Source organism: Parabacteroides sp. Y3-G-102 (assembly GCF_023656845.1).
Taxonomy (GTDB): Bacteria; Bacteroidota; Bacteroidia; order Bacteroidales; family Tannerellaceae; genus Parabacteroides; species Parabacteroides distasonis.
This window is the reverse complement of the sequence record NZ_JAMOKU010000015.1, coordinates 56,672-71,599: the sequence shown is the minus strand read 5'-3', so window position 1 is coordinate 71,599 and position 14,928 is coordinate 56,672. Positions and strand designations below refer to the sequence as shown.

Sequence of the window (14,928 nt, the reverse complement as noted above, 5' to 3'; positions counted from 1 at the left end):
GTTACTCATTTCTATCATGTCCGTGATTTTACTGATATGCGTTGCAAGTACAATTGGGTGTTGTGCATCATACAAGATGGCTTCACTGAAAACTAAGCGATGATAATGTCTTTATCGTCATATCCCGCAACCTACGAATAGTTCGTATGTTTTCATTTGACAATCTACTGGAAAGACGTAGCATTGATACTTGAGGCTTGTACTGTTAAAGCTTTAAAATCAGATAGATAATATCTTTATTCACGTTTTTGTGGTTACTTTTGTATTTTAGTATTAGTGATTCAGAGGTTTATAAATGATCTAATGTAACATATAATTGAAACCTGACGGGAGTTGTTGAGACGGGAAACCTATCTGCGTACTCCTATAAATTACAGTGAAGGTATGGCAGAGGATCAAAAAGTCCGTTATATCCGGTACCTATCTGAAGAAAATCAGGAACACGTTTTGACGGAGAAAGCTATGCAGCTTGTCCTTGAAGATTTCATGGCTAGACAAAAGGCCTTGGAGGATTGGATGGCTCCTTTGAATCGCAACATTAGGAGAACAGAAGGAGTAGTTGTGCGAAGAGCGCAGACTGCGGAAATCCGCACAACGTAAAGTAAAGACGCTCTAGGAACAGTTCTGTAGATTCCAAAACGAAGCGTAATATTTTGTTGTGTAATCCACATATTGAATCAACAGGAATAGCAAACTTAGGATCCAAGAAAAGGGGAGCAGAATAGATTCATGTGTCACTCGGCAGTCGTGGTAGTGCATCTTCCTTCTTTATAATTTTAGAAGGGGCCAATAATAAAGTCAAAATATATGGCTATATCTATAAAAACAATTGCAAAGAACTCTGTATATCTCTATATCAGAATGGTAATTACAATGTTAATTGCTCTATACTCTTCACGTATTGTTTTACATGTCTTGGATGTTGATGGCTTTGGAACTTATAATGTCATATACGGCATAGTTGTTTTCTTCCTATTCTTACAGTCTTCTCTAAATACAACCACTTTAAGGTTTATATCCAAGAGTATTGCAACATGTACAGAATCAGAACAGGCTAAGGTATTTAACACTTTACTACACACTACAATTATCCTGATTGTGGTAGTATTTATTCTGTTAGAGACTTTGGGGGCTTATATAGCGACACATGTATTGAATATAGGTGAAGAATATCGGGATGCAATTATTCCATGTTTTCAGATATGCATTGTCACCTTTATTGTTCAAACTATTAGAATACCATACACATCGTTGATTGTATCGCATGAGAAAATGTCTTTTTATGCTTTAATCAGCATTATAGAATCTGTATTGAAATTATTAGCTGCGTTTCTGCTATTCCTTTCTGATTCAAACAGATTGCTACTTTATTGCATATGCTTTTGTGGAAGCGCACTGTCAAGCACTGTATTGACTTATTTATATTGCAAAAAGAACTTCGGTTTCTATAGATTAAAGAAAAGAGTTGACTACAAGGAGGTAAAGCATACCATGACATTCTCTGGGTGGGCATCACTCAGCAGTTTTTCGAATGCAGCAGCCCAACAGGGTGGTAATATTTTGATGAATGTGTTCACCGGTGTGGTTGCAAATGCTTCATGGGGTATTGCACATCAGGCCAATACTGCATTTTCTTCATTAGCTTCAAGCTTGCAAATGGCTTTTACGCCTCAAATCAATAAGTCATATGCAGAAAGAGATTATAAAGGATTGTCAACCTTAATCAACCGTTCTTCTTCAATTGCATTTTATATGGTAACTTTAGTTGGAGTTCCAATAATGTGCAATATCCATTTTGTCTTAGATATATGGTTGGTAACACCGCCAGCTTATGCTTATGCCTTCTGTGTCTTGATAATTATTTTTCAATTGATTGATACTCTTCAATCTCCTTTTAACACTTTGATTTTTGCTTCGAATAGAATAAAAGAATATAATATTTGGTTAAGTTCTATCTTAATCATGAATATTGTTATATCCTCAATATTGCTTTCTAAAGGTGTTTCTCCTATATGTGTACCTGCAACTATGGTTGTTCTCAATACTATAACAGGGATATTAAGGCTTATCCACATAAAGTACTTTATGGACATTGATTTATCCGTATTTTTCAAAAGAAATCTACCAAAGATGCTTGCGGTTTTAGTATTAAGTATTATAGTATCATTGCTCTTTAATAGATTTTCATTGAATGTTAGACTAAACTGTTTCTTCTCAACAGGTATGTCTTTCATAATCACTTTTGGAATTATATGGTTATTAGGCTTATCTAAAAATGAAAGAAAAGAAATCATAAGAATAGTAAAAGCTAAAATAAAATGATAAAATATGAAAGTTACATTACTCTATAGCAAGTATCTCTCAGACCCTACAGGAGCAAGTGCTGTAATGCGTTTCTTGCATGAAAGCAAGAGCTTGTTCGAGGATAAAGGTGTAGATATAGACTATTATACCAGAGAAAATATATTTCCAAATAAGATCAAAGGCTCTAAGGCTGCAGAGATTCATGGTATAAAGAAATATTTATATAACTTGATTGACAGTCATTGTAGAACAAATTCATTGGCTGCATTATTACATCTGTATATTAGAAGCGGCAGAGCTGCAAAGACACTAGTTTCTAGATATAGGCAGTTAAATAGAAAAGCAGATGTTGTCTTTATGCATGAATTGAATACATGCTATTATTACTTGAAAACCAGAAAAAAAGAGGATACAGCAAAGGTGGTTTTAGTGGTACATACTAATGGCGAATTATATAAAATGGATTTTATCCAATATCCATGTTTAAGAAAAGGTTTTCTCTCCAAGTATTATACAAGCAAAGGTGAATTTGTATTGAAACATATTGATAAGATAGGTTTTGTAGCAGAATCATCTTCTCTCCACTTTATTGAAATACATCCAAGATTTGATAAGAATAATGTTTTCTTTAATTACAATGGTGTCCCAGAATATAAAGTAAATGATACCACAAAGAATCCTGAAGTTTTGTCAATTTGCTGTGTTGGAACTATATGTGAAAGAAAAGGTCAAAGATTTATAATTGAAGCTTTAAAAGAATTACCTGAAAATTTATTAGGAAAGATTCACATTAACATTATTGGTAACGGTACTATAAAGGATGAGTTGTACAATACTTGTAAAGATAATAATATCTTAGATTTCATTTCTTTTTTAGGTAGCAGAACCGACATAGCAGAAATATTAGCAGAGAATGATATATTTATTCTCCCTAGTTTGGATGAAGGTCTTCCAATATCAATTCTTGAAGCGATGCGTCAAGGTCTTCCTATTATATCAACAAGAGTTGGTGGCATCCCTGAGATGATTATTGAAGGAGAAACAGGATTCTTGATAGAACCATCAAAAGAAGGTGTAAAAGATTTCTTGATGAACCTAGACAAATACGACTGGAAGAAAATGGGAGACAACTCCAAAAGATTGTTTGATGAAAGGTTTTCATTGCATTCTATGGTAAATGGCTATTCGGAAGTATTTCATAATTTGTTAAAAAAGTAAGCAATGGCAACGTTAGATTCTTTAGTTGCAGAAATACTTGAGGTTGAAGAAAGATATAACCTTAACAAAATCAATATTAGTGGAATTCCGGCTTGGCCTATATTGAAATATAGACTGAGAGGTCATTACTTGATTAGCAAAGGTGTTACTGACATTACGCTAGCTAAAAACAATAAGACAAAAAGGTCAATTCGTAGTGTGAAATATTGGTTTATCTCTCTTTTTCAGCTGTTGTCTTTACTTTTCTCAAAGAAGAATGTAAAGTATTGTTTTGTGGGTTTTACAAGGTTAGAGAATGTTAACAATAAAAGAATTGATAAATTCTTTGACCCGATTATTAAGTGTTGTGAACTTGAAGAAAACGATTACTTGTATTTTAATAACGAGATTTCACATCCTGCCGATAGGTCTGATGAGCATCCTATTGTTTATACCGACATTATTAGAACTTTTAGCTTGCTTTGCGGCGTTATAATATCTCCTTTTGTTTATTTGTTAAACAAGAAGGAATTTCAAAAGTTGAATAATGTAACAACAGATTATTTTACTAAGGACAAAAAGGCAAAGTTATATAGCATTTTAAAGATTTGTTCTTTCACGGTGCAAAGAGTAATGTATAGGAGAATTTTTAAAAACACAAAGCCAGGTGTTATTATTGGTGTATCAAGAATTACATTCTTGCCACAAGCGTTGGCAGCCAAATCTTTAGGAATTAAGGTGGTTGAAATGCAACATGGTATTACATTGGGCAGAACACCTCAATATTCAGGTGAATATAATCCAAAAATAGATCCAGATGTGTTCTGTGCCTTTGGCAACAGTTGTCCTCTTGATGTTTTTGGTATAGATCCGTTAAAGATTGTTAATGTGGGTTGGGCTTTAAAGAGTTATTTGAAAACTAGCTTGAATGTTGAAGAATTTGACCCTAATTATGTGTTATTTATTTCTGACCCAGAGATTAGTGACTATATTCTAAGCACTGTATTAAAACTGGCTTCTATGCACCCTGATGTCAATTTCCATATTAGGAGACACCCGCAAGAGCGTTATGGACAGAAGCAGATTACATTGATTGATGATGTTCAAAATGTGAAAGATGTTACATCTACAGAGTGTTCCCAGATTGCAATTATGCGATACAAATATATAGTCGGTGAAAATTCTTCAGTTGTCTTTGAAGCTATATCAGCAGGAAAGATGGTTGCACGATTGAATTGTGAAGGAATGACAGCAATGGGTTATAACCCAAGTGTAAAAGATGGTTTCTATTACATTAATGAAATTGGTGACTTTGAAGAGTTTATAAACCAACGTGAAGCTACAGGTGCTGAGACTGTAGCATACTCCGATTTTAACACTATTATATTCAAAAGCGTTATTAACAATTAAAAGCAACAGATGGGACAAATCACAATTAAAAGAATAAATATTAGGGAGCTTTTGTTTTTGTTTTCTCTGTCAATTGTTGTTTTATGTAGCTACTTAACTGCTAATGTAGATTTGATAGCTTATTGTATCTTATTTTTATTATTTGACGGTATATGGTATATCTTAAAGAGTGGGTTGAACAGTAGTATTACAATCGCTGCGTTCTTTGTAACTTTCTTTACATTTCTGTTGACAAGAATTATTTTTCCCTTGTTCTTTGATACGTCAGATTTGGCGCTAGAATTGGGTGAAACTATTTTTAATGATGAGATTAATCTAAAAGTAAATTTGCAATTATATATTGCGCTTCTATCAGTCTATTTAGGTTATAGGTTAACTCCTCTCAAGACCATAAATAGCATTAATCCATTCTTTGAGAATCATGGTGTTGTGCGAGTAAGAAAAATATCTAAAAAAGCCATTTACTTTTTTTCTATTTTTGTCCTAGTTGGTCTATATGACCAAATAAGATATGTGAAGACTAATAGTTATGCAGATTATTATTTATTTTATAGTCCACAAGTTCCATATATTTTTGTTTTCTTAGCTTCTTTCTTTGAATATTTCTTCTATTTCTATATGGCAACAATGCCATCAAAAAAAGATTCAAAATATGTCATAATTTTATATCTTGTAGTTAATTTGTTGTCATTAAGCTCAGGACAAAGAGGAGGAGCTGTATTGGCTATAATATTTTTAGTCACTTATTTCTTTATTAGGAATAGAGTTAATCCTGGCGAAAAGCCTTGGATTACAAAGCGAGGTATAATAATCCTCTCTACTTTGATCCCTATATTTGTTAGCATTTTATTTATGATAGCTTTTATTAGGTCAGATAAGGATGTTGACTATAAAGGTTCTTCAAACCTTGTTGTGAGTTTTTTTTATCAGCAGGGCGTTAGTGCTAATGTTATAGGATATGTAAATTATTTTGACGAAAAACTACCAAAGGGTAAGGTCTATAGCATAGGTAAGATTATTGACTTCATGAATCATAATATTATTTCACAGAAATTGTTTGGAACAGGGCCGGTAAAACCTCAGACAGTCGAGCATGCTATGAAAGATCATACGTTACATGCAACTTTAACGTATATGGGTTCACCTAATTTATATCTTGCAGGTGGTGGATACGGAGGTTCTTTCATTGCAGATTTGTGGGCTGACATGGGATTTTTTGGAATTATTTTAGGTGGCTTAATCTATGGGATTTGTTTGGCGATAATTATAAAATGGTGTTCATTGTCTTTTTGGAAAGCTTCTGTTGGATTAATGATGTATAGTAATATTATTTATGCTCCTCGCTCTAATTATATTGATTTTATATATTATGTTTTTGTTTCTTTTACAGCAATCATAGTATTTGCATTTATATATTGTGTCAAGAATAATGGAAGAAGTTAATATAAGTAAAAATAGAAGGTGTTTGTGTGTTAAATCGAAACAAAAATACCATTACAAATTGATAATTAATATATTAATTATGGAACTTGACGATTTTATTCAGAATTTTGCAGAACAGTTTGACGAAACTGATGCTAGTGTTTTTACTCCTGAAACAGTATTCCATGAACTTGAAGAATATTCTTCCCTAATAGCTCTTTCTATCATAGCTATGATAGATGAGGAACTTGGAGTAACAATAGGAGCTAATGAAATGAGATCTTCTGTTACAATCAAGGATTTGTATGATCAAGTAATGGCTAAGGTGTAATGATGAGTTCAAATCTTTTTTCTCTAAAAGGAAAGACTATCTTGATTACTGGTAGTGCTGGTGGCATTGGAAATGCTACCGCACACTTGTGCGTTAATTTAGGTGCTAGAGTTATACTGACAGATATTCGGCAGGAGGCTCTTAAAGATACCTTTAATTCTCTCCCTGATTTTCAAGAAAGAGAACCCTTATATTTCGCTGCCGACTTAACTAATTCTGATGAATTAGCAGCGTTGGTTGATTTTTGTCCTCAAATTGATGGTTTAGTGTGCAATGCCGGCGTTATGAAATTAACGTTGACACAGTTCATTAAAGAAGAGGAACTGATTCGAATACAAAAGATTAATTTGAATGCACCAATTCTTTTGACAAAATCTCTTCTCAAAAAAAAGAAGATTAATAAAGGTGGCTCTATTGTATATACTGCATCAGCTGCTGGAGTTTTCAGAGTTTCAATAGGCAATGGGATATATGCATCAACAAAATGCGGTATAGACGCATTTATGCGTACAATTGCTTTGGAATTAGGTTCTAAGGGAATTAGGTGTAATAGCGTAAATCCAGGAATGGTCGAAACCGCACTTATAGGCTCTTTTACAGAAGAAGAGAAAGCAAATGAAATCAAAAATTATCCGCTAGGTAGGTTCGCTAAACCAGAAGACATTGCTTATGGAATAGCATATCTCCTTTCTGAAGCTGCCGCTTTTGTAACTGGTACTGCACTTAAGATTGACGGTGGTATGACGTTAAGTTAAGTATAAAAATAGTAAATGAAACTACTCGAAAACAAAGTCTGCATCATCACTGGTGCAGCACAAGGTATAGGTAAGGCTATTGCTACACGGTTTGCGCAAGACGGTGCAATTGTCTATGCTTGCGACCTTCAGGAAGGCAAGATAGATGAGTGGGCTATGGAGTGCAGCAAGGAGTGTGGCACAAAAGTGCAGCCTGTATATTTTGATGTGACTGACGCTGCTGCTGTTAAAGCTGCATTCATGAACATCTTCAAGACGGAAGGTAAGATTAATGTGCTGGTCAATAATGCAGGCGTGGTGTTCAATAAGAAGATTGGTATGATAGTAAGGCCAGAGACAGAGTTAATGTTCCGCATCAACGTGATAGCAATCATTGAGATGATTCAGCTTGTGTCTCGTTTTATGTCTCGCTGCGGTGGTGGTTCTATTGTGAACATTGCTTCGGTTACTGCTATTTTGGGTTCTGTTGGCCAAAGTGCTTATTCAGCAACTAAGGGAGCAATTATGTCTTTCACCAAATCTGCTGCCAAGGAGCTAGCTGCTCAGGGAATCAGAGTTAATGCTGTTGCTCCTGGTATTGTAAAGACAGAACGCTTTGCCGAGTTGTATGAAGCTAATGGCGATAAGATAGATGACAGAATCTCTCGAATTGCTCTTGGCAGGTTGGGAACACCGGAAGATATAGCTAATGCTTGTTCATTCCTCGCTTCAGACCGTTCATCTTATATCTCTGGTCAAATACTTGGAGTGGATGGGTGTGCTTCAATATAATTAATCAGTATGTTTTTAAATTTAGATAAGAAAGACAGAAGTAAGATTGCTGTTATAGACGATAGCAAACAGTCTGTGACATACGGATACTTATGCGACTTTGCAACAGAGTTTAAAAATCATTTGCCAGAGCGTACTCTCACCTTTATTCTTGCAGAAAATACTATAGGTAGTCTGCTGGGTTATTTTGCAATGCTTAGTAACAGGATTGTTCCGTTAATACTGAGTAGAAACACAGATAGAACATTGCTTGATAATCTGTATGAGATGTACCAGCCTAAGTTCCTTTGGGTTCCTAAAGAAATAGTTGAAAATTTTGATGGAGAGGTGACGTATGAGTCTCATGGCTATGTTCTTATGAACACAGGCAATGTTGCTCCAAAGTTACATGAAGATCTTTCTCTGCTGCTGCCAACATCTGGTTCGACAGGCAGTCCAAAGTTGGTAAGGCATTGTTACAATAACATTGAAGCTAATGCAAGGAACGTTGCTCAGATGTTCAAGATGACAGGTGAAGAAAAAACAATGGCTTCACTGCCAATGCACTACACAATGGGGCTTTCTGTCATAGCAAGTCACCTCTATGCTGGTTGTACAATCTATCTCTGTGGTCTTTCACTTGCCGACCGTGAATTCTGGAAAACCATGAAAGAAGGTGGTGTGACAAGCTTTACGGGTGTTCCGTTCAGTTATGAGATTCTGAGCAAACTACGTTTCTTCAGAATGAATCTACCAGACCTTCAGATTATAACTCAGGGAGGTGGCAAGCTGAGCAAAGAGTTGTTCAAAGAGTGCTGCGACTATGCCGAGAGAACAGGAAAGAAATTCATCCCAACTTACGGCCAGACAGAATGCACTGCACGTATGGCTTATCTTGAAGCTGACATGGCAAGCAAGAAGCAGGGGAGCATTGGCAAGGCAGAACCAAACGGACAGCTCTCAATCATTGACAACAATGGTGTTGAGACCTTTGCTGGTGAAGCGACTGGAGAGCTGGTATATCGTGGCGAGAATGTCACAATGGGTTATGCTGTCTGCAAGGAAGACCTTGTGAAGGGAGATGAGAATCATGGCATAATGCACACAGGAGACATTGCTTACCGTGATGCTGATGGTTATTATTTCATTGTAGGAAGAATGAAACGCTTCCTGAAAATTTTTGGTCTGAGAATTGGTCTTGATGAAATGGAGCACCTTATCAAGTCTAACTTCACAACAGACTGTGTCTGCTCTGGAACTGACGAAATTCTGAAAGTGTATATCACAACAGAGTCTCTAAAAGAAGCAGTTGCAGATTTTGTGGCAGAGAAGACTCACCTCTTCCACAAGAACATTAAAGTTGAATATATTCCTGAAATCAAACGTAACGAAGCAGGAAAGGTGATTTTGCATTAACAAATGAAAAATATATAAAGATATGGCAAACTTGGAAAAATACAAGAGCTTACTCGCCGAAGTGTTTGACACTGACGTAGCAAACGTAAAGGAAGATTTTTCAAAAGAAACAGTTGACAACTGGGATTCTATCCACCAGCTCAATATCATAGCTGTGTTGGAAGAGACTTTCGATGTCATGCTTGACCCAGAGGACATTGTTGAGCTGACTTCATACGAGAAAGGTATCGAGATTCTTAAGAAATACGACGTGGAAATCTAAGTTATGGCAAGGTGGACAATTAAGAATGTGGCAATGAGAGGTGTTACCGGGACTGTCCCGGATAACCCTAAGACCACAATAGAGCTTGGACTGTTTACACAGGAAGAGGCTGAGATCTTCGATAATACCGTTGGTATAAAAAAACGTTATTTAGCCACTGATGACATTTGCGCAAGTGATCTTTGCTTTGATGCAGCAGAACGCCTCCTGACAAGTTTAGGCTGGGAAAAAGATAGTATTGATGTGTTGCTATTTGAATCAGTTACAGGTGACTATTATCCAACTCCTCCGACATCAGGTATTCTACAGGCTAGGTTGGGTCTGCCTAATTCTATATTTGTCATGGACATTCCTATGGGATGTTGCGGATGTTTGTACGCCATCAATGTCGCAGGAAATTTACTCTCTAATGGAAGTGTTAAACGAGCACTTGTTCTGGTCGGTGATACTGCATCTCGTATGGGTTCGCCTAAAGACAAGAGCCGTATCTCTTTGTTTGGTGATTGTGGTACTGCTATTGCATTGGAACATGATGAAAACGCAGAAGACATTATCCTTGATTTTAATACATTAGGTTCAGGTTATGAAGCGTTGATGACACCGAATGGTGGTTTCCGACATCCAATTACTATGGACTCATTTGAATATAAGGACTTTGGTAAGGGTATAATTCGCAGACCAAAGGATACTCTTATAAATGGCATGGATGTATTCTCGTTTGCTATATCTAAACCTCCTATTAGTATTAAGAAAATTATGGAGGAGTATGAGCTGACAGCAGAAAACGTGGATTATTTTTTGATTCATCAAGCTAATAAACTTATTGTAGACCGTATTGTGAAAAAACTAAAGTTACCTTTAGAAAAGACACCATATGACCTACAAGAATTTGGTAATCTTGGTGGCTGCTCTATTCCTATGCTTATGACTTATAATCTTAAGGATGAACTTGCAGAAAAACCGCTCACACTTTTATGCTCTGCATTCGGTTTAGGTCTTACTTGGGGTACTATGGTATTAAGAACAAAAAAGATGATTGTAGAACCTATTAATTATATGAAAATACAATGAGCGAAATAAGGTTTAGGCTGGCGAAACCTAGCGATGCTAAAGAAATTGCAAATATACATTGGCACGTTCGTGAAAGATATACACAAGGTATTTTCTTGTCATTAGGAGAGTCTTTTTTGAGAGCCTTTTATAAAATCATCCTTGATGATCCATGGGAAGTCACGGTATGTGCAGTTAATGAGAAAGGAAAAATCTTGGGGTTTGCAAATACTACTATGGATGCTAAGAAACAAGCTGAGAACGTAAAAAAACATAAATTCTCACTTGGAGTAGCTGCATTAGGTGCTATTATAAAACACCCATCTCTATTTAAAGAGGTATGGATAAGATATAAGTCCCTCTCAAATAGCAAGAACGCACCTTCTTTAGTACATACGGAAGGTGTTAGAGGTGAATATTGGTGTTGGCTAAAAGATGACGATAGCCTAAAATCGGTAGAGATGAGCAATATAAAAAATGAAATATTGTACGATTTAGGTGTTAGAGAAATGTTTTTTGAGGTAGATAAAGCAAATACTTCGGTTTATAAATATCACCTAAAAGTTAATAGAGCAATGCCTGTAGAAGAAATTACACTTCCCAATGGCAGAGTTCGTGTTATGATGAAAAAAGAACTAAAAAGAAAAATTAATGACAATAGGAAGGTTTAGACGAATTCTTTGAGAAAATTTTTCAGAGGTTCTTAGATTATATTATCCGTTTATAGAATAGACTTAGGTACTAGAGTGCTAATCTTGCCTTAGGCCTGTTTAGAGAAACAGTGTAGGTTATCAATTTATGTAGGTGATGATACTCGAATTTTAGCCTATTCTATTGTGCTTAGCCATGATTTTTGCAGAAAACAGCCTGTTGACACTTATAAAATATGACTACTCATACGTTAAAAACTATAGAATTGTCTGACTGTGACATAAGTTCATATTTGAATATTTATAATAAAATATTTGAGACAGAAAAGTCTGTTGGTGTGTTTAAGAACGAGTATATGAACACACCTTTAGGTTTTTCATATCACACTTTTTTGTACAATGATTCAAATGATATTTGCGGAGGTTACACTTTGGTCCCTTTCGCATATAAAGCAAATGATTTAGATATATATGTTGTTGTTGGGACTGATTTGTTTATCATAGAAGAACATAGAACCGATGTGGGTAATATTATTCAACTTCTCAATGCTTCTGTAAAACATGCTAAAGAAAATGGAATAACAGCCTGTATTGGTTTCCCTAATGATAATTCTAATAATGTAAGTAGAGCTTTCCTGAAAGAAAAGCGTATTGGTTTGCTTGATACCTATATCCTACCTTACAAAGTTGGAGACTATAAGGCGTCTCTTAAGATATTAAATCCGTTTTCAATTCTATTTTCAAAGTGCTTACTTGGTCTTTCGCATTTATCTTCTTCAACCAAGCAGTCATGTGCTATTATAAAGAAAGCAAGACCACAATTCCATCAAACACGTTTCAATTGGTTTAACCCAGAAGATTATCATAAATATAATGATAGTGAAATGCGGTGTGTATGGAAAGTTTCTGCATTTGAAGGAATAAAAGCATGTTTTTTAATGGATGTTCACCCATTGATTAAAAAGAATTTTGATAAGGCTGTGAGGCTGATGGTGGAAGATAAAAAATCAGAATGTGGACTATTCCTTTATGTCGGTCATTTGCATTTTACGCCAATATCGATGATTAAAATTCCAAGAAAATTTGAGCCTAAGTCTTTCAGATTTGATTGCAGAATATTAGACAAAGAAAAATTATCAAAAGAAGATGTGCTCAATCTTGATAACTGGGAGGTTGATCTATCTTCATACGATTTATTATAAATAATAAGGTAAAAATATATGGAACAGAAAGTATTATCTATCATTAACGAAATCCGCAAGGCAAAGAACCTTGCAATATTAGAAAAACTGAATGTTGAGGACAACCTCCGTAACAACCTTGAATTCACTTCTTTCGACCTCGCTGAACTGACAGTGAAGATTGAGGATGAGTTTGATGTTGACATCTTCGAGGATGGCCTTGTGAATACAATCGGTGAAATCTACGCTAAATTGGGTTAATGGCTGTATTTCTGATTAACGATAAGCAGGTGCATAGTTATGAGCAGCTGTTGGCAGAGATCAATGGCTCTCAGAGCTATTATCCTCTCTACAAGCAGCCAGACTTGTTCCTCTATTTCTCCAACCTAATCAAGGCTTTGTCTTCAAACGTTCCGCTGATTCTGCTGGATGCAGACTTGAATGCCAACGAGATTGGCGGTGTGGATGAGAGCAGGATGAACGTGGCAGAAACTCTGCCTGTAAAGGGTGAAATAACTATAGAAGAGGTGATTGCTGCCGTGCAAAACTCTTCTTCACAAATTACCATCTTCACTAGTGGAACAACAGGACAGCCCAAAAAGGTTGTACACAATGTGCAGAATCTGACTCGCTCAGTTCGCCAAGGAGAGAAGTATAACGGACAGATTTGGGCATATGCCTATAATCCAACCCATATGGCAGGTTTGCAGGTTTTTTTCCAGACATTTATGAATCAGAATACTTTGGTTAATGTCTTTAATAAGTCTCGTTCAGAAGTATATGAGCTGATTGAGTGTCAGAAGGTGACTCACATTTCTGCAACACCGACCTTCTATCGTCTGTTGCTTCCGTTTGAGAAAGAATATCCTCTTGTGCAGCGTGTTACGCTTGGTGGAGAGAAGTCGGATAGCAAGCTCTATGACAATATCACAAAAATCTTCCCTTCTGCAAAAATCAACAACGTGTATGCTTCGACCGAAGCAGGTTCACTGTTCGCTGCAAAAGGTGATGCTTTCCAGTTGCCAGAGAAATTGCGCAACAAGTTCAAGATTGTAGATGACGAGCTGCTGATTCATCGCTCATTGCTTGGTCAGTCAGACAACTTTAGGTTTGAGGACGACTATTATCATTCTGGCGACTTGATTGAGTGGGTTGATGAAGAGAAAGGTTTGTTCCGTTTCAAAAGCCGCAAAAACGAACTCATCAACGTGGGTGGCTATAAAGTCAATCCAGAAGAGACGGAACGTGCAATACTCAATATCGAGGGAGTACTACAAGCATTGGTCTATGGCAAGGCAAACTCAATCCTTGGCAACGTGCTTTGTGCTGAGGTTAAGATTGAAGAAGGTTCAGAGTTGACAGAACTTGGTATCCGCAACATACTGAAAGAGCAGTTGCAGGACTTCAAGATTCCTCGCCGAATTAAGTTCGTGAACACATTCTCATTGACAAGAACAGGAAAAATTAAACGCTCATGAATATATTAGTTACAGGTTGCTCTCGCGGTGTTGGTCTTGAAATCTGCCGTGTGTTGTTGGAGCAAGGAAATACAGTCTATGGTGTGGCTCGCAGCTATACCGATGAATTTAAGGAACTTGAAGTCGAATACGCAGGTCGTCTCTTCTTCAAGTGTGTTGACCTTTCTGATAGCAAAGGTGTACGCAAGACAATCTTTAAGGAGTTTGTAGGCAATAGTGTCCAGCTTGATAGCTATGTCAATAATGCAGCTATGGCTTACGACGATATTGTGACAAACCTCAATCTTGACCGATTGAAGGCAATGTACGATGTCAATGTCTTCACTCCGATGATGATGACCAAGTATGCCATCCGAAACATGTTACTTCATCATACAAAGGGAAGTATTGTGCATATTTCAAGTATATCGGCACACACTGGCTACAAAGGCTTGGCAATGTATGCTTCATCAAAGGGCGCTCTAGAAGCATTCTCAAAAGACACAGCTCGCGAGTGGGGACAACTCGGAGTCCGCAGCAATGTAGTTGTGCCAGGCTTCATGGAAACCAAGATGAGCAGCGCTTTGACAGAAGACCAGAAAGACCGAATTTACAAGCGCACTTCACTGAAGGCAGCCACCTCAGTTCGTTCAGTAGCCGAGACTGTAGCTTTCCTTGTAAGCGATAAAGCTTGCAGTATCACTGGTCAGAATGTTCATGTTGATAATGGGACGATATAAGAT

General features: G+C 36.5%; 16 protein-coding genes. All 16 read left to right on the top strand.

Translation table 11 applies throughout. From position 1 onward, the window contains the following. Window positions 1–384: 384 nt before the first annotated feature. The 16 genes from NBH16_RS09505 (at window position 385) to NBH16_RS09430 (ending at window position 14,925) form a co-directional block, all read left to right on the top strand. Window positions 385–600: a hypothetical protein gene (locus tag NBH16_RS09505; protein WP_036617773.1), complete on the top strand. Its 216-nt coding sequence runs from the start codon at window positions 385–387 to the stop codon at window positions 598–600. 207 nt (window positions 601–807) lie between these two features. Next, complete coding sequence (locus tag NBH16_RS09500) at window positions 808–2,322, top strand: lipopolysaccharide biosynthesis protein (protein WP_036617774.1); 1,515 nt, start codon at window positions 808–810, stop codon at window positions 2,320–2,322. A gap of 6 nt (window positions 2,323–2,328) precedes the next feature. Further along, a complete protein-coding gene (locus tag NBH16_RS09495; protein WP_122246295.1) occupies window positions 2,329–3,522 on the top strand; it encodes a glycosyltransferase family 4 protein in 1,194 nt (397 codons plus the stop codon). A gap of 3 nt (window positions 3,523–3,525) precedes the next feature. Beyond that, entirely contained in the window at window positions 3,526–4,911 is a 1,386-nt protein-coding gene (locus NBH16_RS09490) for a hypothetical protein (RefSeq protein ID WP_122246298.1), read from the top strand. Between the two features lie 9 nt (window positions 4,912–4,920). Next, window positions 4,921–6,354 carry an O-antigen polysaccharide polymerase Wzy family protein gene (locus NBH16_RS09485; RefSeq protein WP_196009448.1) on the top strand — a complete coding sequence of 478 codons (1,434 nt, stop codon included), beginning with the start codon at window positions 4,921–4,923 and terminating at the stop codon, window positions 6,352–6,354. Between the two features lie 79 nt (window positions 6,355–6,433). Further along, on the top strand, window positions 6,434–6,664 hold the full coding sequence (locus NBH16_RS09480) for a phosphopantetheine-binding protein (protein WP_122246366.1): 231 nt from the start codon (window positions 6,434–6,436) through the stop codon (window positions 6,662–6,664). Beyond that, on the top strand, window positions 6,664–7,419 hold the full coding sequence (locus NBH16_RS09475) for an SDR family NAD(P)-dependent oxidoreductase (protein ID WP_229038737.1): 756 nt from the start codon (window positions 6,664–6,666) through the stop codon (window positions 7,417–7,419). The genes NBH16_RS09480 and NBH16_RS09475 overlap by 1 nt, the downstream gene beginning before the upstream one ends. Before the next feature lie 15 nt (window positions 7,420–7,434). Next, window positions 7,435–8,190, top strand: a complete 756-nt coding sequence (locus NBH16_RS09470) for an SDR family NAD(P)-dependent oxidoreductase (protein WP_036611415.1) — start codon at window positions 7,435–7,437, stop codon at window positions 8,188–8,190. A gap of 9 nt (window positions 8,191–8,199) precedes the next feature. Then, window positions 8,200–9,585, top strand: a complete 1,386-nt coding sequence (locus tag NBH16_RS09465; RefSeq protein WP_036611412.1) for an AMP-binding protein — start codon at window positions 8,200–8,202, stop codon at window positions 9,583–9,585. 22 nt (window positions 9,586–9,607) lie between these two features. Next, window positions 9,608–9,847, top strand: coding sequence for an acyl carrier protein (locus NBH16_RS09460; RefSeq protein WP_036611407.1), 240 nt, complete (start codon window positions 9,608–9,610; stop codon window positions 9,845–9,847). Window positions 9,848–9,850: 3 nt separating this feature from the next. Next, complete coding sequence (locus NBH16_RS09455) at window positions 9,851–10,918, top strand: ketoacyl-ACP synthase III (RefSeq protein WP_122246302.1); 1,068 nt, start codon at window positions 9,851–9,853, stop codon at window positions 10,916–10,918. Beyond that, complete coding sequence (locus NBH16_RS09450; RefSeq protein WP_122246304.1) at window positions 10,915–11,568, top strand: hypothetical protein; 654 nt, start codon at window positions 10,915–10,917, stop codon at window positions 11,566–11,568. Before NBH16_RS09455 ends, NBH16_RS09450 begins: the two co-directional genes overlap by 4 nt. A 335-nt stretch (window positions 11,569–11,903) precedes the next feature. Then, a complete protein-coding gene (locus NBH16_RS09445; RefSeq protein WP_157304440.1) occupies window positions 11,904–12,749 on the top strand; it encodes a hypothetical protein in 846 nt (281 codons plus the stop codon). 18 nt (window positions 12,750–12,767) lie between these two features. Then, a complete protein-coding gene (locus NBH16_RS09440; protein WP_036611399.1) occupies window positions 12,768–12,989 on the top strand; it encodes a phosphopantetheine-binding protein in 222 nt (73 codons plus the stop codon). After that, the gene (locus tag NBH16_RS09435) at window positions 12,989–14,206 is read left to right on the top strand and encodes an ANL family adenylate-forming protein (protein ID WP_036611396.1); all 1,218 of its coding nucleotides are present in this window, start codon (window positions 12,989–12,991) and stop codon (window positions 14,204–14,206) included. Before NBH16_RS09440 ends, NBH16_RS09435 begins: the two co-directional genes overlap by 1 nt. Beyond that, window positions 14,203–14,925, top strand: a complete 723-nt coding sequence (locus tag NBH16_RS09430; RefSeq protein WP_036611393.1) for an SDR family oxidoreductase — start codon at window positions 14,203–14,205, stop codon at window positions 14,923–14,925. The genes NBH16_RS09435 and NBH16_RS09430 overlap by 4 nt, the downstream gene beginning before the upstream one ends. The last annotated feature ends 3 nt before the right edge of the window (window positions 14,926–14,928 follow it).